15 protein-coding genes are annotated in these 19,497 nt (G+C 45.3%); 8 read left to right on the top strand and 7 right to left on the bottom strand.

All coding sequences use genetic code 11. From position 1 onward, the window contains the following. Positions 1–63: 63 nt before the first annotated feature. Both K6Y31_RS16665 and K6Y31_RS16660 read left to right on the top strand, forming a co-directional pair. Complete coding sequence (locus K6Y31_RS16665) at positions 64–1,215, top strand: BamA/TamA family outer membrane protein (protein WP_233054066.1); 1,152 nt, start codon at positions 64–66, stop codon at positions 1,213–1,215. Beyond that, entirely contained in the window at positions 1,175–1,963 is a 789-nt protein-coding gene (locus K6Y31_RS16660; protein WP_427901911.1) for a hypothetical protein, read from the top strand. Before K6Y31_RS16665 ends, K6Y31_RS16660 begins: the two co-directional genes overlap by 41 nt. A gap of 70 nt (positions 1,964–2,033) precedes the next feature. Here the strand turns inward: K6Y31_RS16660 and K6Y31_RS16655 are convergent, their stop codons facing one another. Then, positions 2,034–2,780, bottom strand: coding sequence for an SDR family NAD(P)-dependent oxidoreductase (locus K6Y31_RS16655; protein ID WP_233054065.1), 747 nt, complete (start codon positions 2,778–2,780; stop codon positions 2,034–2,036). A gap of 106 nt (positions 2,781–2,886) precedes the next feature. On the opposite strand from K6Y31_RS16655, the gene K6Y31_RS16650 reads away from it, so the two are divergent. Then, positions 2,887–3,831, top strand: coding sequence for a LysR family transcriptional regulator (locus K6Y31_RS16650; RefSeq protein ID WP_233054064.1), 945 nt, complete (start codon positions 2,887–2,889; stop codon positions 3,829–3,831). Between the two features lie 258 nt (positions 3,832–4,089). Here K6Y31_RS16650 and K6Y31_RS16645 read toward each other — a convergent pair whose 3' ends face one another. Both K6Y31_RS16645 and K6Y31_RS16640 read right to left on the bottom strand, forming a co-directional pair. Further along, positions 4,090–4,500: a GFA family protein gene (locus K6Y31_RS16645; protein WP_233054063.1), complete on the bottom strand. Its 411-nt coding sequence runs from the start codon at positions 4,498–4,500 to the stop codon at positions 4,090–4,092. Between the two features lie 67 nt (positions 4,501–4,567). Beyond that, positions 4,568–4,780 (bottom strand): DUF1127 domain-containing protein, encoded by a 213-nt coding sequence (locus K6Y31_RS16640; protein ID WP_232803320.1) that lies wholly within the window; start codon positions 4,778–4,780, stop codon positions 4,568–4,570. A 101-nt stretch (positions 4,781–4,881) separates the two neighbouring features. Between K6Y31_RS16640 and gcvA the strand changes: the two genes are divergently transcribed. After that, positions 4,882–5,847: a transcriptional regulator GcvA gene (gcvA, locus tag K6Y31_RS16635; RefSeq protein ID WP_233054062.1), complete on the top strand. Its 966-nt coding sequence runs from the start codon at positions 4,882–4,884 to the stop codon at positions 5,845–5,847. Between the two features lie 23 nt (positions 5,848–5,870). On the opposite strand, the gene K6Y31_RS16630 is transcribed toward gcvA, so the two are convergent. Next, positions 5,871–7,619, bottom strand: a complete 1,749-nt coding sequence (locus K6Y31_RS16630) for a D-arabinono-1,4-lactone oxidase (protein WP_233054061.1) — start codon at positions 7,617–7,619, stop codon at positions 5,871–5,873. A gap of 156 nt (positions 7,620–7,775) precedes the next feature. On the opposite strand from K6Y31_RS16630, the gene K6Y31_RS16625 reads away from it, so the two are divergent. After that, a complete protein-coding gene (locus tag K6Y31_RS16625) occupies positions 7,776–9,596 on the top strand; it encodes a sensor domain-containing diguanylate cyclase (protein ID WP_233054060.1) in 1,821 nt (606 codons plus the stop codon). Positions 9,597–9,668: 72 nt separating this feature from the next. On the opposite strand, the gene K6Y31_RS16620 is transcribed toward K6Y31_RS16625, so the two are convergent. Both K6Y31_RS16620 and K6Y31_RS16615 read right to left on the bottom strand, forming a co-directional pair. Next, on the bottom strand, positions 9,669–12,758 hold the full coding sequence (locus K6Y31_RS16620; protein ID WP_233054059.1) for a multidrug efflux RND transporter permease subunit: 3,090 nt from the start codon (positions 12,756–12,758) through the stop codon (positions 9,669–9,671). Beyond that, positions 12,759–13,829: an efflux RND transporter periplasmic adaptor subunit gene (locus K6Y31_RS16615; RefSeq protein WP_233054058.1), complete on the bottom strand. Its 1,071-nt coding sequence runs from the start codon at positions 13,827–13,829 to the stop codon at positions 12,759–12,761. It lies immediately after the preceding gene. A 228-nt stretch (positions 13,830–14,057) separates the two neighbouring features. Between K6Y31_RS16615 and K6Y31_RS16610 the strand changes: the two genes are divergently transcribed. The 3 genes from K6Y31_RS16610 (at position 14,058) to K6Y31_RS16600 (ending at position 17,597) form a co-directional block, all read left to right on the top strand. Beyond that, entirely contained in the window at positions 14,058–15,485 is a 1,428-nt protein-coding gene (locus tag K6Y31_RS16610) for a sigma-54 interaction domain-containing protein (protein WP_233054057.1), read from the top strand. 196 nt (positions 15,486–15,681) lie between these two features. After that, entirely contained in the window at positions 15,682–17,115 is a 1,434-nt protein-coding gene (gene ccoG, locus K6Y31_RS16605; RefSeq protein WP_233054056.1) for a cytochrome c oxidase accessory protein CcoG, read from the top strand. 206 nt (positions 17,116–17,321) lie between these two features. Further along, positions 17,322–17,597 (top strand): hypothetical protein, encoded by a 276-nt coding sequence (locus tag K6Y31_RS16600; protein ID WP_233054055.1) that lies wholly within the window; start codon positions 17,322–17,324, stop codon positions 17,595–17,597. A gap of 180 nt (positions 17,598–17,777) precedes the next feature. On the opposite strand, the gene K6Y31_RS16595 is transcribed toward K6Y31_RS16600, so the two are convergent. Further along, the gene (locus K6Y31_RS16595; protein WP_233054054.1) at positions 17,778–19,388 is read right to left on the bottom strand and encodes a trypsin-like serine protease; all 1,611 of its coding nucleotides are present in this window, start codon (positions 19,386–19,388) and stop codon (positions 17,778–17,780) included. Between the last annotated feature and the right edge of the window lie 109 nt (positions 19,389–19,497).

The raw sequence follows: 19,497 nt of genomic DNA, 5'->3' as shown, positions 1-19,497 counted from the left end.
TGATGCGTTAAAGTATGTTATAAAAATCCACCAAATAATTCCCCTTACCCGAACCGAGCCGTTATGACCCGAAAAGTATTGTTATCCCTGTTGCTGTGCGCCAATAGCGCGCATGCCGTTGTTGAGCCTTTATTTGATACACCAGCAGACATGGAGCCAACGTGGATTGACAATACATTATCGGTATTTGGTGCTGACGGAGGGTTTGACGACAGTAAAACCATCGATATGAGTTATTTGCCCACCGCTTATTACACGCCAGAGAAAAAATTTGGTGTCGGATTATTGGTGGTTGGTTTGTATAAGGCTGACGGTGCGGCCAAGCAAGAGCAGCCTTCTTCTTTAGTCATTAACTCTTTTGCTTCTGCCAATAAATCTTACGGCGTTGAAGTAGAAAGCATGACCTTTTTAAATCAAGGCAGGCAGCGGCTGTTGCTGGAATTAGAACTACATAATGAAGCCGCCGTCTATTATGGACGCGGCATCCTTAATGGCGATATTGATACTAACAAGCATGAATTTGATGAACAGCTGTTGCGCTTTAAGCCACGTTGGATGACCGAGTTTGCTGATAATTACTTTCTTGGCGTCGGGGCTGACTTGCTTTACGCCAGCGCAGACAAGTTAGAATTTGTCGAAACAGGTACCAAGGTGGATGCCGAGGGCGTATTACCTAGCAATGTGAGTGCGGGCGCGGTGCTCAGCAGTATTTACGATTCAAGAGATTACCGCTTAAACGCCAGCAAAGGCTGGCTATTTCAGATTGACGCGGGACTTTATCATAATGATGAATATGCTTCGTTTTCAACTTATGACGTTGAATTAGCCAACTATATTGACCTGCCGTCAGCACCGGGCTTGATCGCTTGGCAACTACAAGGGCATTTTACCGATGGCGATGTGCCATGGAATTTATTGCCGGATTTAGGCGGTTCAAATGCCATGCGTGGCTATATCAAGGGTCGCTATCGTGATGAGCAAATGATGATGGGACAGGTTGAATACCGCTTACCCATTTACCAACGCTTTGGCATGGTATTTTGGGGCGCGGCGGGCAGTGTTGCCTCTCACGTTAGCAAACTCAATGATGACGTACTCACCTCTTTTGGCACCGGCTTTCGTTTTAATCTTAAAGACCAGATCAATTTACGCTTTGACGTAGGTGTTGGCAAAAATGACACTAACTTCTATCTCAATGTTAATGAAGTATTTTAAAGGCTGTACTGAGATGCGCTGGATGCATCTCCCCATGTTATTGCTAGCGTGCCTAATGGCGAGCGATCCCGTGTCAGCCAGTAATCGCGGCGAACAGTGCAGTCGTGCGGCTAGCTATTCTGTTTACCTTGGCGGTTTACATACTGGAACCATGACCAGAGTGGAAGCTTGGCAGGGTCAGTCAGCGGTGATCACCTCAAACAGTCACGCCGCTATTTTAGGGATTGCCACTCAGTATCAACAGCGCGCCGAACTGACTTGGTCTAACACTGAAAAAGCATGGCTCACCACGCAATTTCAGCAACAGGTGTCGGGGTTTAGATCGCGAAACATGCGCGCTTCATTTAGCAATAACGGCCTCGACTCTCTAGTTGAGCTGGATGGCAAAACAACAAGCTACCACTCAACGCAAATCCCACTGCGCGATGTTGACACCTTAGCCATTCAAATCCGCGAGCTGGTGCTACAGGGGCAACAGGAGTTTAGCTTAATTCGCCAAGCTTCCGACGGCATCGAGCCTTATCAATACCAAGTTAAGGCCCCTATCACCACTCAGCTTGCGCCTTGGGGTGAGTTACAGCTTATTCCGGTAGAGCAAACAGGCGCTGAGGACATAACTTACTATTTTGCGCCGAGCCTTGATCATCAACTTGCTCAAGCTCGTTACCACGGCTTTATTTTACAAGGCTTGATCCAACTGGAGAGTTATCACAGTACCTGCAAGCCCGTGAGCACCTTTTTGGGTTAACGAAAAAAGCACCAAGCTTAACCTGATGCTTTTACACTTTGATAAAGGGTACTCTTCCTTAGGGCTCGGACTAAAGACCAAAACCACCATCAATGTCGATATACGCATTGCGTAAGCCAATACTCGCATCGGAAATTAAATAGTTAATAGCAGGCACTAAATCCTCTGGCGTTAACACCCTGCCCACGGGCGTGCTACTCAACGATTCAAAAAATCCACTAATAGCGTCTTGATCCATGCCTGCTTTAGCTTGGATTTCCGTTGCCGTTACGCCTGGGCGAATCGAATTAATGCGAATACCGCGCTCAGCGAGCTCTAAATTAAGCACCCTTGCCAACCCTTCAAAAGCAGCTTTGCTGGCACTATAAACGCCCGCGGTAGCAAAGGCTTTGAGCACCGCAACACTGGAAATAAAGACCACGCTAGAGGGGTTATTCAAACAAGGTAGCAACGCCTGCAAAGTTAACGCAGGGCCATTAAAGTTCACCGCCATGGTGGTGTTTAAGTTATCTAAGCTCATTTGCTCAAAGGCCACCGGATAGAAAACGCCGGCGTTTAAAATTAGCCCATCAAGCTTGATGTTATCGCGCTGTAACTGAGTTGCCATTTGTTGGATTTGCGCAACATTAGCACTGTCGCACAATACGGGTATCACCCTCTCGCCCAACTTTCTGACGGCTTGATTTAAGCGTTCTTGATTGCGACCAGTGATCACTAATCGCGCACCTTTTTGCAGTAACGATTGCGCCGTTGCAAAGCCAATGCCTGCGGTTGCGCCAGTGATTAATATGGTTTTTCCTTGTAGTGTCGATGACATAACTGATCTCCTGAATATATGAGTTGACGAAGAACAGCATACCTTGGAGAATTATTTCCAATAAGACACGATATAAGAAACATATTGTTTCTATATGGGAACCAAAATGAATATTGATACCACGACTTTGCACTTGCAACTGCCTAATCTGTACCTATTTCGTCGTGTTACTCAATTAGGCAGTTTTCAAGCCACAGCTGACGCGCTGCAATTGCCGCGCTCCTCAGTCAGTAAAAAAATTGCCCAGCTTGAAAAGCAATTGGGTTTGAGGTTATTGCAACGCAGCACTCGGCAGTTAAACCTCACTGATGCCGGCAAAGAATTACTCGTCATCACTGATTCACTAACCGACCTACTTAACAATACCGCCAAGCTAACCGAACAAGCCCAAGCCAAACCCAGCGGGCGGGTGAAAATCAGCAGTTCCACTATTATCGGCCAACGTTACCTATTGCCTTTGTTGCCACATTTAAAGCACCTATTTCCCGACATAGTGGTAGAAATTAACCTTGATGATCGCGTCGTTGACCTGATTGAACTAGGCATAGACATCGCACTAAGGGTGGGTCAATTACCTGATTCGTCATTAGTTGCTCGTCATATTGGCACTAAATCATGGGCTTGCTTTGCTAGTCCTAACTACCTTAAACACGCGCCTAAGCTTGATAAGCCTGACGATCTGACTGCTCACCAGTGCTTAATCTTCCGTCATCAAAAGCTGACAATGGATCACTGGCACTTTTGCAGCCCAAGTGGCGAAATACAAACCTTACGTATTACTCCATCCACCGCATCTGACGATGGCCGCACCTTAGTAGAACTCGCTTGTATGGACATGGGGATTATTCGAGTTGATCCCATATTAATTCAGCCCGAGCTAAAAAAAGGCCAGCTGGTTCCTGTACTAAGCCAATGGCATCACCCTGATGCGGCTCCTATTCATTTGGTTTGTTTAGAAAAAAATGCGCGCAGCCGGGCAGTCAACGAAGTTTGGCACTACCTCAGCGAGCATCTAGCTGAAGCATTAAAAGAGGCGAGTAAACCTTGCTGATTACTTAGGGTCTGTTGATCTTTCGTGATTGTTTTTGCAGCGAATTGTTGGGTATTTATACAAGGCAGCGCTTTTGTGGTGTAGCTAGCTACACGAAAAGGCGATAACGCAGTAGAAATACCCAACAAACGCTGTCCTACGGATTCGGCTAAAAACGTTTTGCCCATCGTTGAGCAGTATTTACTTAGAATGCTAAGCAACACACTGCTCGCCTTGCTCAAAACGCTTTTATCTCGAACAAAAATTAACCAGCAAAGATCAACAGACCCTAGGAAACCCCAAAAAACACTGACTAGCCAAGGCTGCATCATACCAAGATGCACGCTCTGCCCAAAAAATCTGATCATCCACGGCGATATTCGGCTCACCATCTAAACAACCCGCCGGTACCACCAAAGCCTTACCCGTGCCAGACAGGTACGGCATGGCACAGCCACAGTGTTGGCAAAAGGCGCTTGAAATAGCACGACCGGGCACATCGAAGCGCTTGATCTGATCTTGCCCCTTGAGCCAGTTAATATTACTCGGCTCTGTAAACAAATTGGCTGCATGGGCCGAGCCCGAGGTTTTTTGGCATTGCTGGCAATGACAAAAATGAAATTGGCTAAAGCGATTGTCGCAGCTAAACACCACCCGTCCACATAAACAGCTACCTTGAATATCAGTCATTACTTACGCCTTTGTTAATTCCAAATGAGACTGTCAGCCAAAATAGCAATAACACCTCACTCACACACTATCGTTGCCAAAAATATTTACGAATTTCTTCTTGCTGCTGAGCAGGATCAATACCAATGTCTTTCAGCTGATGAGCCGACAACTGTGCTAATTGTTGACGAGTGCGTCGGCGCCGCTGCATTTCATTGTAAGTACAGCTTATTACAAGGCAAATATTTTTAAGTTTCGCCCACCCTTTATCAACACTCACCAATCTAGTCACTAATTGCATAAAGCCTCACTATCCATCTAGGTTTGATAAATAATTTAGGCTTGACCTGACTAATAAACAAACGATAGATTCTTATCTTTACATAAGTAAAACTTATCTATATGAATACTCACCTGCCACCCATCATGTCGCTGCGCTGCTTTGAAAGTGCGGCCAAACATTTAAGTTTTACCTTAGCGGCACAAGATTTATTTATTACCCAAGCCGCCGTTAGTCAGCACATTCGCAACCTTGAACAACAAGTGGGTGCCCCCTTATTTGTACGTCACAGCCGTCGTTTAAGCTTGACCGAACAAGGCCTTGCGTTTTTGCCTTATGTCAGCCAATCCCTAACTTTACTCGCCGACGGCATGCAAAAAGTATCCCTTTCTAGCACCACTGGAGCATTAAATATCTCGGCGTTACCGTCATTTTGTTCCCGTTGGTTGGTGCCAAGGTTATGGCATTTTCTGGAGCAATATCCCGAGATTGAAGTGCGTTTAACGCCAAGCTTACAAGTAGTCGATTTAGCACAATCGGATTTTGATTTAGCGATTCGTTTTGGCTTAGGTGAATACCCGAACTGCGACAGTGAAGCCTTGATGAGTGACAACTTATTTCCGGTCTGTTCGCCTAAATTATTGGAGAGCATGAAGCTTGCTAACAAGTCATTAGCGAGCGCACCTGATCTTACTCAAGTCACTATTATTAATGATTTTCTGACCACCAATACCAGCTGGAATACTTGGCTTCGCGCCGCAGGTTATCCGGCCTTGAAGTTAAAAGACAACTTAAGCATTAGTGATGCTAGCCTCGCAATCACAGCAGCAGTATCAGGACAAGGGGTAACATTAGCACGCCAAAGCTTAGTGGGAGAAGAGCTGGCCAATGGCCAACTGGTCAGGTTATTTGAGACCAGTATCGCCTCTGACTACGGCTATTTTTTGGTTACCGCGAAAAACCGCCCGGTCAGTGAAAAAGCACAAATTTTTCGCCGTTGGTTACAACAGCAAATAGTAAAGGACGGCAATCTATGCCCGCCCTTGCAACGTGAGTTAGCCAACTCGAAAATTGAAACAGATAATTGAGATGATGAGTCGGCTAGCCTCTTTTAGTGGCCGTTTCTCTCAATTTTTAAATGTCCGCGCCAATAATCACTGACAAAGATTTGCTCCGGATCCAGCTCGGCGCGTAAGGCAAGAAAATCGGCTAATTTTGGATATTGCTGGCGCACATAATCCATCCATTCATGGCTACCCGGCTGACCAAGGTTGGGTAACATTTTGCCCCAATGTAAACGATACGGGATGCCTTTATCTTTAAACAATTGCCAAAACTGAGGATAGAAAGCTAAGGCTGGATCTTCATCAAAATCAACAAACCACAGTGGTTCAAATCGAACGGCACCCTCTTTCCATTCATCCATTTGATCAGAATAACCCATGCCCATCCAAGCCTGACAAGCCTTAGCCATGTACACCTCGATGGTAAATAAACCGGTGCGGGTTAACTTCTCTTGATCATTTTCGGCACTATCAAAGTAATCGCGCAGTACTTGCATCACCTCATTGGTGCGGCCCACTGGGAACCACAGTTCAGAAAACTCAATATCAAGTAATTCGTCTGACGCTTCATTATCCATAGGTAGCCCCAAAGGAGCATGATCTTGAAATACCTGCGGCGTACCTTTGAGCTTACCCAATTTATTGCTGTCTAACGACTGAAAAACATTGATAATTTGCTGCAAAATAACCGGCAGATTCTGCTTAATCCAGCCTCTTTCCTTTTCAATTAAGGCCACAAATGCTAACGGCGAAACGTCCTTAAGTGCTTCGATAATTTTTTCAAACAGCGGCGCAAATATGCCAAATTGGCTGTAATCAGTAATACTATTAATCACTTTCTCTAGCGCGATGATACCCGTCTGCACCTTTTCGTAAAGGCGTATTGGCGAGTCTAAGTTGCCCAAAATGGCATAAATAATACTAATAACTGGCTCTGCCGCTTCAGGATAACTGGTGAATTCCTCATAAGGACGCGGACTAAATCCAACCACTTGCTGCTGCCTTTGAGCTTGCCATGGCAATAAACGGTTTACCCCAGGTTGCGGCCACCAATTAACCCGCCCGTAATCCACGCTATTAAAAAAATCTAATAATGAAGGCTTATCCTTTGACTCACCAAACATATCAAACTTACACTCATCATAAGACACGGTGGCTTCTTGGCCGCATATGTTAAAGGCTGGCTCGCACTGTAAATCAACCGCCACTATCACGCCCAATAACCCCATCGACACCATTGCAGCATAAAACAAATCAATATTCTTATAACGACTTGCATACTGTAAGCGGCCATGACCATCGACAAAGTGAATGCCAACGATGTTGTCTTGAAAAGAATATTTTAACGAGCCGCCAGCCGAGCCCGTAGAAATAAACCCACCGACGGTTTGATGGGTAATGCCACCTAGCTCTGAAACCGTTAACTTATAGTTATGCCACAATTGATATAGCAGGCTATTTTGCTCACTCGATTGACCTGTAATGTCGCTAGGATCATAACCTAAGTGCACACCAGCCTGCGCCCGTACTATATTAAGTGGGCAGTCGACTACTTCAACCTTCATCATCTGATCTAAAATAATATTTATTTCATTACTATCTACTTCAGGTGGCGACTGATTGGTTACATTTGGCTGTAACATCGCAGCATCAGTATATATCGCCCAACTTTGACTATGGGCTGCGCCGCAAGTGCGCACGCTTTTTTTGTGCTCACGGGCAAAATTAACTAATGCGATAACGTCATCATTACTGGCTGGGTGATAAAGACCAAATTGGTCTGGCTTGAGTGGCATAGAGATCCTTTTTATATTTGCTATTGTTATAAACAGGATATATTGCCATTATCAATATATAATTCTAACGTTGTTATCACAAAGTAAAACACAAATAAAAACATTAACAAAAATACAACATTTATATCTTTCTCATTTCAGCAAAATTGAAGCCAAATGAAACCTAAACGTTTGTTACAAAAACTTTTTTATTTGACTCTATACTTGCTGAGTTCGCTTGCTATTGCCAGTGTTCAACCCCCTATTGATTTATCAACAGAGACTTCAACCGATCGCAACTATTACACCCTTAATGATGTAAATGATAGTTTCAGTATTGACCAATTTCTTTACCATACTGGCTCGACCTTTGACTGGCAACAACACAGCGGCGATGTAACACGAGGCGTACTAACGCACCCGGTCTGGATGCGCTTTCAGATCACCAATAGCGATACCAGGCAACAACAATACCTATTAGAATATACCGACCCAGGGCCATATAGAATTGATATGTATGTGGTCACCCATCGTGACGAGATAGAAGGCCAATATCACTACCATCGCGAAAAACCCATTGCAGAAAAGCCTTACCCCAATCCCGGCGCAGTATTTCCTATCACCTTGCATCCAGGTGAGGAGCTGACTGTTTATGCTCGCATTGAACATAAAATGGGCGGATTGTTTTCACAATTTTCAATTTGGCGACCCCATCACTTTATCAAGCATGAAACCATAGAAACCGCGCTTTATGGTGGCGTTTACACCTCCTTTTTTATTTTTTCGTTTATTGCCTTGGTGATATTTTTCGCCACTCGAGACCGCGTTTTTTTATTATATTCAGGGCTCACTTTTACCTCTGCCATTAGCCTAATGAATCTTGATAACCACTGGGGCTTGTTTTTTCAGCCCGGCGGCGTGTCAATCAACAATGCGGTAATTTGGAGTGGCGCTTATCTGTTTATGGCCCTCGCTTTCGCCCGTGAATACCTCAAACTCAACACCTTGTTACCTTGGGCATCCAAGCTAACATTAACCGCGATGTGGATTGGTCCTATCATCATCGTCTTAGGGTTGCTTGGGCATACAGAAATCGCAGGCATGCTGATGATGTCGAGCATGGGCGTAATCTTACTCGTGCCCTTTATCGCCCTCTATTTATGGCTAGCAAAAAAACAGCATGTGCGGTTATTTACCTTAGCTTGGTTTATCTACGGCACCGCTATTTGCATTCAGTTTGCGCTGCGCCAGGTGGGGTTAGTGCCTCATCTTCCCATTACGATTTATAGTGGTGCGATTGGTGCAATGATTGAAATGTGCCTGTTAACGGCATCCATGGGTTATCGAGTACTGGATTTAAAACGCGAGCGCGACCATGCTCTTAAATCTCATGTTCATCAGTTAGAGCAATTTTCAGCCGAACTGGAAAATCAGGTTATTAAAAAAACTAAAGAGCTAGAACAGGCCAAGGAACAAGCTGAGTACGAAGCAAGAACCGACCCGCTGACTAAACTCAGTAATCGCCGCGCATTTAATGAACAAGCGCCCAAGTTAATCAAATCCACTCTGCGCAACAAGGCAACCTTGTGTGCTATTGCTATTGATATCGACCACTTTAAAAAAGTAAACGACACTCATGGCCATGATATTGGTGACAAAGTACTGATAGAAGTCGCCAATGCATTAAGCAATATGACTAGAGACAATGACATTCTCGCGCGTATTGGTGGCGAAGAGTTTATTGTATTAGCAACTACCAATGATCAATACGGTGCGGTTGACCTTGGTGAACGTATTCGATTAGCGATAGAACAGCTGAATATTGATATTGACCAAGCCACTCCACTAAAAACCACCATCAGTATTGGCCTTTACACCATTAATCAACCAGAAAAAGTAGCCACTATTTTACGCAAAGCCGATGCCGCGTTGTATCAATCAAAAATGAACGGCAGAAACCAAGTCACAGCTTGGGAGATGAATCAAAAGGTAGGCTAACACCACTAATACAACCTGTGATGAACCTTACCTTGCCTGATTCTCAATAAGCGAAATGGTATGCTTCCCCTGCTATTTCTCCGCAAGCTGTTGTGCTAATAACCGACTTACATGCTCTGGCGAGTGAGTATGACGCGCCATCAGCTGGTACATAGACGGGATCACGAATAAGGTGACTAAGGTCGCCAGTGCCATCCCTGAGAAGATCACTGTGCCCACCGCGATGCGACTTTCCGCGCCCGCTCCCGTTGACATAATCAAAGGAATAGCACCTATTAAGGTGGTAAATGCGGTCATTAAAATCGGGCGTAAGCGTCTTGATGCCGCCGCTAACACAGCCTCTTCAAAAGCAATGCCTTTGTCGCGTAATTGGTTGGCAAACTCAACAATCAAAATACCATTTTTGGTTACCATGCCAATTAGCATGATCATGCCAATTTGGCTGTAAATGTTTAAGCTGCCCTGCGTTAACCACAAGCCAAGCAAGCCACCAACAATGCCCATGGGCACCGTAAACATCACCACCAGTGGGTTAATAAAGCTTTCAAATTGCGCCGCTAACACTAAATAAGCCACCAGCAAAGCCAGTGCAAACACAATTAAGATATCACTTTGGTTATCTTTAAAGTCTTTCGATTCACCGCTGTAATCCATACTGATATCTGGAGGTAATATGGTCTGAGCTTGTTGCTCTAAGTAGGCAAGTCCCTCGCCTAAAGTCACGCCATCGGCTAAGTTGGCACTTAAGGTTATCGACTTTTGCTTTTGCAAATGACTCAGGCGCCGCGCCGACGCCACTTCTTCAATATCGGTGACGGTGTCGAGGGTGATTAACTCACCGGTTTGCGTGCGCAGGTATATTTGGCTTAAATCACTGGCGTTATTAAACCTGTTTTCATCGCCGCGCAAATACACATCGTATTCTTCACCGCGTTCGATAAAGGTGGTTTCACTCTGCCCACCCAACATCACTTCTAGCGTGTCAGCAATTTCTTGCACACTCACACCAAGTTGTGCGGCGCGAGCGCGATCAATATGTACCACCAGCTCAGGCGTGGTTTCGGCATAATCTAAATCTGGCCCAGTAAACAAACCACTCTGTTGCACCCTTTCCTTTAATTGGCTGGCATATTCAAACAGCTCTTTATAATCACTGCCACGCAATACAAACTGCACCGGATCACTTGAGCCGCCACGAAAGCCCGGCAGCATTGGCCAAACACGCACATCCGGTATTCCCACTAAGGCATCTTTAACCAACTTCAAAGAGTCAGACGCGCTAACATCACGTTGTTCCCAATCTTCTAACTGCATGATCACAAAGGCGGTGTTATCACCAGCACGACCACCAAAAGCAGGTGCTTGCACACTCATTGAGCGAATGGTTCCCTGACCAATCAGAGGTAATAGTTGTCGCTCAACTTGTTCCACATTTTTGATCATGCGGTTATAACTGGTGCCCTCTGCGCCTTTCACAAAAGCAAAAATCACCCCGCGATCTTCCTGCGGCGCCAACTGATTGGGCACCTCTTGCACTAAATAATAACAGCCCAATAAACAAGCCAAGATCACAGCAGGTGATAACCAAGGATAAATCACGACTTTACTTAATAAGCGACGATAGCCTTGCTCTATGCGGCTAAAGCCTGCATCCATTTTTAGTGCGATCGGTCCTTTTTTTAATTCACCTTTAAACAACTTACTCGCCAGCACTGGCGATAAGGTCAGTGCGACAAAAGAAGAAAAGCTCACTGCGATCGCAAGCAGCACCGCAAACTCGGTAAACAAGCGGCCAATCATGCCCTCCATGAAGGCGATGGGAATAAACACCATCACTAACACTAACGTGGTGGCAACCACTGCAAACCCCACCTCACGACAGCCTTTAAATGCGGCCACCAAAGGGGACTCACCTTGCTCTAAATGATGCAGAATATTTTCAACCACCACTATGGTGTCATCCACCACTAAACCAATGGCCAGAATTAACGCCATCAACGTCAGTAAATTGATTGAAAAACCAAAGAAATACGCCACGATAAACGCCGAAATCAGCGACACCGGAACAGTAATAGCAGGGATTAACGTGGCGCGAACTTGGCCAATAAACAAATACAACACCAAAATCACTAAGCCACCGGTAATCATTAATGTGTTATAGACTTCCTGAATAGAACGCTCAATAAAGAGGGTGGCATCGTAATCCACATACAACTGAGTGCCCGCGGGTAAGACACTTTGTAGCTTATCCACCTCAGCGCGCACTTTCTTCGCTACCGTCAGAGGGTTAGCGTCAGACTGGGGAATAATGCCTAAACTTAAATTTTGCACCCCGTTACTTTTAAAGGTTGAGCTTTCATTTTGCGCACCAACCCACACCTTGGCGATGTCTTTTAAATAGGTTGGCGGGGCATTGGGGTTTTGTTTTACCGCGAGGTACTCAAAATCTTCTGGCCCTAAATAAAGGCGACTGGTACGCACGGGCATGGTGGTTACGTCATTGCGCACTTCACCACCCGGTGTTTCCATGTTCTCTTTTTTTAATGCATTCAGCACATCACTAGAGGTAACGCCACGACCCGCCATCAACACAGGATCTAACTGCACATACATCACCTTATACAAGGCGCCGCTGATACCAATGTCACTCACTCCAGAAATAAAACTAAAACGGTCCGCCAGCACGCGTTCGGCATAGTCAGTCAGCTGGGTGCGATCCATTTCTGACGATTCTAAATTAATGTAAATCGAGGGCTCACCAGAGCCATTATCTTTCGATACCACTGGATCATCGGCTTCATCTGGCAAACGCCCTTGCGCTCTGGCCACTGCATCGCGGATGTCGCTGACACCTTCGGTAATATTCCAGTCCAGCAAAAAATTGATGGTAATGCGCGACATGCCATTGCGACTGACGGAGGTAATATTGTCGATCCCGCTAATACCACTGAGCTGATCTTCTAGGGTTTTGGTGACTTGGCTTTCCATGATTGAAGCTGATGCACCGGTGTAGGAAGTGTTAATGGTGACAACGGGGTTTTCCACCTCTGGCATTTCCCGCACTGACATTTTGCTAAACGACACTAAGCCAAAAATCACCAACAGTAAGCTTAATACAATACCGAAAACAGGGCGCTTGATCGCAACATCAGAAAGTAACATCTAGCTTGGCTCCTGCACTGGTGTCTGTAAATCTTGTACTTTGATGCCGTCGCGCATATTCACTAAACCTTGCACCACAATGCGATCACCTACCGCTAGGCCAGACTCAATCAACACCTCGTTTTTCACGCGAGCCCCCAACACCACTTCAGTACGCGCCACGGTGCCATCAGCTTGCAACACATAAACAAAACGCTTGGTGCCGGAATATTCTAATGCTTGTACCGGTACAACCGGCGCCGTTTGCTCAGGAAAGGTCATTGTTGCCGACATAAACATGCCCGGCTTAAGCCGCTGATCGGGATTTTCAAAATTCACCCGCACCCGCACGTTTAAAGTGTTTTGATTAACGCGCGAATCAATGGCGACCACTTGGCCGACAAAGTCATGATCGGGCCAAGCACGCGCCTTGGCGGTAATGCTCATGCCCCTAGAAATTTGTGAAAGATAACGCTCTGGTACCGATAAATCTAACTGCATAACATTGAGGTTATCTAGGTTCATCACCGCCTCGCCAACGGCTTTCATGTCACCTAAATTGACATCAATTAACCCCAGCGTACCCGCAAAGGGCGCACGTAATTGGTGATCATCAAGGGCTGCCTGCGCCGCTGCTAACCGCGCGCTAGCGACATCAACACTGGCGCGCTGCGCGTCAAGTTCGGTTTGGGTGATGGCACCGCGACTGACAATACGTTGAAACTCTTTGAGTTTACGTTGCTCTTCAGTTAATACTGATTGCGCTTCAACAAAGGCCGCACGAGCCTTACTGTCATCTAACTGCACCAACACTTGATTAGGAACCACTTCAGCATTGGCGTTAACTAAAATCTTAGCCACTGGTGCAAATATTTGAAAAGCTAAATCAACTGACTGCTGCGCCGCTAAGCTCCCAACCAAATTTAAATGCTGCGCAACGCCATAAGCCTGCACTTCGTCTGTCACCACCTCAACCTTACGCACTGCTTTGGCACTAGGTTTAACCGCTTCACTTGCGCCAATCCAGCCGTAATATAATGCAGTCGCTAAACCACCCGCTAACAGTAACATCGACCACTTTGTCTTGGTCATCAAAAATTCCCACCTAACTATGCTGCCAATAAACCAGACATACGATTAAAACACGAAGAAAGTGCAATATAACAAGAATTGACCTAAAGCGACTGTCAACTTGGGTAAAGAAGCGTAAAGGCTGGGTGAGTCATGCACAATTAGGACTGATACCAATAGACATGTCGTGATATTTCGCGAAAACTTGTATACTACAACGAATAAACCCATGGATGATGGAACTAACCAATGAAAAAAGGCGTAGCCGAGTTTTTACCGGAAAACCAATTACTGCTTGATGCCGTGGGTGAAGGAATTTATGGCTTTGATTTAAATGGCCATGCGGTATTTATTAATAAGGCCGCCGAGCAAATGACCCAATGGCGTGCAGATGAGTTAATCGGCCAATCTATTCATCAGTTTCATCATCATAGCCACAGTGATGGCAGCCATTATCCAATGGAAGAATGCCATATTTACGCTACCTTACACGACGGCAAACCTAGACATATCGATAACGAAGTGTTCTGGCGCAAAGATGGTAGCTGCTTTGCTGTTGAATACACTTCTACCCCTATTTACAAAGACGATCGCATGATTGGCGTGGTGGCAATATTTCGCGATATATCACTACAACGGCAAACCGAGCAAGCGTTGCGCAATGCATTAAAACAAGTGCAAGCCTTATCGCAGCAGCTACAAGATGAAAACCTCTATCTAAAAACCGAAATCGACAACGAACATAATATTCATGGCATGGTGGGTAACACCCCTGTATTCAATGCCATGATGGCGCAAATTAAGCTAGTGGCAAGCACCGACAGTACGGTGTTAATACGCGGCGAAAACGGCACCGGTAAAGAGCTGGTCGCGCGCAGCCTACATAGTTTAAGCCAACGCCAAAATCGGCCACTGGTGAAAGTAAACTGCGCCGCAATTTCACCTAACTTATTGGAAAGTGAGTTATTTGGTCATGAAAAAGGCGCTTTCACCGGTGCGTTTGAGCGTCGTAAAGGCCGCTTTGAATTGGCCGACAAAGGCACCTTATTTTTAGATGAAATTGGTGAGCTAAGCCCTGCGGCGCAATCAAAATTATTGCGCGTGTTACAAGAGCAGGAATTAGAGCGGGTGGGCGGCAGTAAAACCATCAAGGTGGATATTCGTATTATCGCCGCAACCAATCGCGATTTGAGTAAAATGGTTGAAGCTGGCAGCTTTCGAATGGACTTGTTTTATCGCTTAAATGTATTTCCTATTGAAGTACCTAGCCTTACCCAACGCATTGCAGATGTGCCCTTATTAGTCTCGAGCATCCTGTCGCAACTAAACAAAAAACTTGGTAAATCAATCACCCATGCTACCAGCCAAACCCTAAATGAGTTAATGGCTTATTCTTGGCCGGGCAACATTCGCGAACTACAAAATGTATTAGAGCGTGAAGCCATTATTTGCCAAGACAACTACCTGACTTTAACCACGCCACTTAATGCTGATCGAGGCAAGCAGAAAAACCACAACAAAAGCCTCAAGCAAATGGAGGCAGAGTATATACGTGCACTGATTAAACAAACTCAAGGTCGGATCAGCGGCCCCCATGGTGCCGCGCAAATTGCCGGCGTACCGGAGAGTACCTTTCGTTCAAAAATGAAAAAGCTCGGTATTCATAAGCGTAAATAAACGCCGTATGATAAAAGATAACCTTAGCGACCCAATGGCTAATTCGCTAAATATAGCGAATTAGCGAAATATCACGAAAAAAAGCAACAACAAAAACTAAATAAACATATAAAATCAACACCTTACAGTAAAGCAATTTCGGCATACTTCTTGCCATGCTCCAACCACTAAAATAAAAAACAATGTGGTAATGAAAATGGAAGCAAAACCGATCCCCGTTAAAGTGATTGATGCAACAAACAGCCCTGACGGCAAAATCTACATCCGTGAAACTCAGGGCAAGTTTCAACGTGTTCGCCAGTATTTCAGTGGCTTTTTATTCTTATTGTTTCTCATCCTGCCTTGGCTGGAGTGGCAAGATCGCCAAGCAATTTTACTCTCAATTAGCGAGCAAAAATTCTACTTCTTCGGCATCACCATTTGGCCACAAGATTTTACCTTACTAGCAGGTGGACTTATTTTTTCCGCCTTCATGCTGTTTTTGATAACCAACTTATACGGCCGAGTGTGGTGTGGGTTTACCTGCCCGCAAACTGTTTGGACGCTGATATTCGTGTGGTTTGAAAACAAAATTGAAGGCAGTGCTAACCAACGTAAAAAACTCGACCAAGCGCCATGGAGCCTGAAAAAAGCCAGCCTTAGACTAACCAAACACAGTGCTTGGTTGCTGATAGCCTTTGTTAGTGGCGTCACATTCATTGGCTACTTTTTACCTATTAATACGCTATTGGCCGACGTAGTTAGTTTTGAAGTGTCATTCTGGCAGGGTTTTTGGGTCTGGTTTTTTGTTGCCTGTACTTATGTAAACGCTGGCTTAATGCGAGAAAAAATGTGCTTACACTGCTGCCCTTACTCGCGCTTTCAGTCAGCCATGTTTGACGCCAATACCAAAACCATTACCTATGATGCCGCTCGCGGTGAAGGACGCGGCCCTCGCAAACGCAACAAAACCCAAGCTGAACTGAAACAAGCAGGCTTAGGCGACTGTATTGACTGCAATTTATGTGTGCAAGTGTGCCCAACCGGTATCGATATTCGTGACGGCTTACAATATGAATGCATTAACTGCGGCCTGTGCGCCGATGCTTGCAATCAAACCATGGCAAACTTTGGTTACGAGCAAGGCCTAATTCGCTTTGCCAGCGAGGGCAGCTTGCAAGGGCAAACCGCCAAACCAAGTCGAATTAGGGTATGGGGCTATGCCATCGTTGCCACGTTAATTGCCAGTGCCACTATCGTACAAAGCATCAACTTAAAACCCCTTGAGCTCAACGTATTACGCGACCGCAGTGAGTTATTTCGATTAAATAATGAGGGCTGGGTAGAAAATACCTACACTGTAAAAATGCTCAATAAAACCCAGCATACCCAGCAATATCGTTTAGTGATTAATAGTGATCAGCCTCTTACATTACTAAACTCACCCGACGTCACACTCGCCCCCGGTGAAATGTTATCACTCCCGCTAACACTACAAGCCGATCCTTACCAACTGGCAACCTCGCGGGTAACGTTTACTTTAACCGCCAATGAAGTGGCGATAAAACCTAACACTTCGCTAGAGAGAGTGGAGGCGGATAAGTTAAATCAACAGCAGAGTCAGCCACTGGTGTTCTTTTCGCAGGGTTAATTCATAATCAGAACAGCCACCGAGCGGGTGGCTGTTTATAAACACGTATAATGACTCTTTCAATATCTTGCTTGTTATAGATTGTGAAAGAACGTTTAATAGACTGAATAAAATTAATTTTTCTACAAAACTAATATTTCCGCGCGATAGCACGTGAGGCTTGTAGAGCATCCACATAAATCCAGAAGCGTTAGGTGTAATTTAATATGGCCGAAAGAATAAACTCTGTTGGTAAAGTACTCGTTGGAGATTACTTTGAAAGCTGTAATTTCCATCCTTGTTTATGTATCGAGCTAGATGAAGCTGGGAGAAACATTGAAGGTGTTTCATTAATCGATGGGCGAATTATTTCATGTAGTGTTGAAAATTGCGGGATTCGCAAATTGACAGTTGAAGAAGCTATTAAGTGGAAGCTGTCTGGCCCTCAAGAGCTTGGAGATATCAAACTAGATGACACTCAATCTTGGTGGAAGATCAAGTAGTCATATCACATTTTCCGCATGGTTAATTCTGTTCCTAAGCTTTTGCAAAAATATATTATTTCGCTCCCCCCTGAATTAGAGCTAATGATATTTATGCTGATCAGATCATGGCAAGTCGTTAGCTTAATCAACAGAAAGGGATGCAATGCATCCCTTTTGGTTACTTTTTAAATCAAGCTATTATGGGCAAGTAACTGCAGTCCAGAACCAAGAACCCACTTTTGGTGGCTCCCATGTACCTGGGTTATTTTTCGCCGCAAAACACTCACCTTGGTAAGAGATAATGTCGCCATTATTTACCTTAGTTTGACCTAATACGAACTCAATCACACCTTGTGGCGGCGGAGTTGGCTCAACCGTTGGTGCAATCGTCGGCGCAATGGTTGGAGCGACAGTAGGCTCAACCGTAGGTTCCATTGTCGGCTCTACCGTTGGCTCGATGGTTGGTTCAACAGTTGGTGTTGTTGCACAAGCAGTAACGCTCCAGAACCACGAACCTGCTTTTGGTGTTTCCCAAACACCTGGGGTGTTTTTAGCTTTAAAACATTGCCCTGCATAGCTGTAAACTTGACCATTTACTGGCTTGGTTTTACCCGCAACAAACGGTGTAATACCGGTATCAGGAATTACAACATCTTCGTCAACGGCGGTGGCACTGACGTTAGCCGTGTAAGTTAGCTCACTTTGGTCGACGTTGAAATTTAACGCAACTTTGGCGACACCCGCCTGACTAGCGCCAAACTCAACGCCCACTTCACAGCTTTGCTTGCTGGCAAGCGTCGCACTGCTACAAGTATCGCTAGTAGTGACTGGCGCGGTTGCCACGCCGCTCGCGCTCAAGTTTAAGCGGTTAAATGATACATCGCCGTCACTGCTATTGCGGATACGGAAAGTATGATTAACCACTGTACCTAAGGCAAAGTCAGCTAGCTTTTGATTAGCAACATAAGATAATGAAAGGGGTTTCTCACCGGCTTTAATACCGTCAATCCAATCTCTTAGGGCGGCAACATCGGCATAAACACCGTATTTACCCGGTCTAGCACAACCTACACCCCAGCTTACAATACCCAGCTGTACACGCTGACCGCCGGTATCGACAACAATAGGGCCGCCGCTGTCACCACTACAAGAGTCTTTTTGACCTTGTGGATAACCGGCACAAAAAGCCACATCGCCAACATTGGCATAAGCGCCGCCAGCTTGATTACATACTGCATCAGAAACCAGTGGCACGTCTACTTCTTCTAATTGCCCCGCACGACCACCGTTTTCACTTAAACGACCTAAGCCGGCCACGGTAATTAAGTCACCCGTACGCGCATATTGCGCCACGCTGCCTTGCGCCAAGCTAACTGGCTGACCGACCGTCGGTTCACGCTCGAGCTTTAATAACGCCACATCATGATTTAACGTGGTGGTATTAAACAGAGGATGCACAAATTTTTCGGCAACTTGAATACGATCGCCAACGCCGCCGTTAAGAACAAACCCTGCTACCTCAACATGCAAAAAGCGCGTGGCTTTGTTTTTTACACAGTGTGCAGCCGTTAACACATAACCGTCACCAATATAGCTACCGCCACAAAAAGCGGTTGGCGTGTTGGAGTTTAAGATTTGCGTATAAAATTGCCATTCACTGGTGTTAGCAAGGCCACCACCGACAATCTGCGGCTGGATAAGATTTGTTTGCTCTGCTGCTTGTACGGCTGGCATCACCACAGGACCAAAAATAGCCGCGGTGATCAGTACTGTTGATATTTTATTGTTGAAGACTTTAACTGCTTCCACGTTAACACTCCTTGTTATTTATCAGAAATATAAAGATAGAAATATCAATTAAACAACACAATTAACAAAAGTGTAATATATCGAGTTAACGCAGCTGCAAAACGAAAAG

Source organism: Motilimonas cestriensis (genome assembly GCF_021295315.1).
Classification (GTDB): Bacteria; Pseudomonadota; Gammaproteobacteria; order Enterobacterales; family CBDFNC01; genus Motilimonas; species Motilimonas cestriensis.
This window is presented reverse-complemented; position numbering and strand designations above follow the sequence as displayed.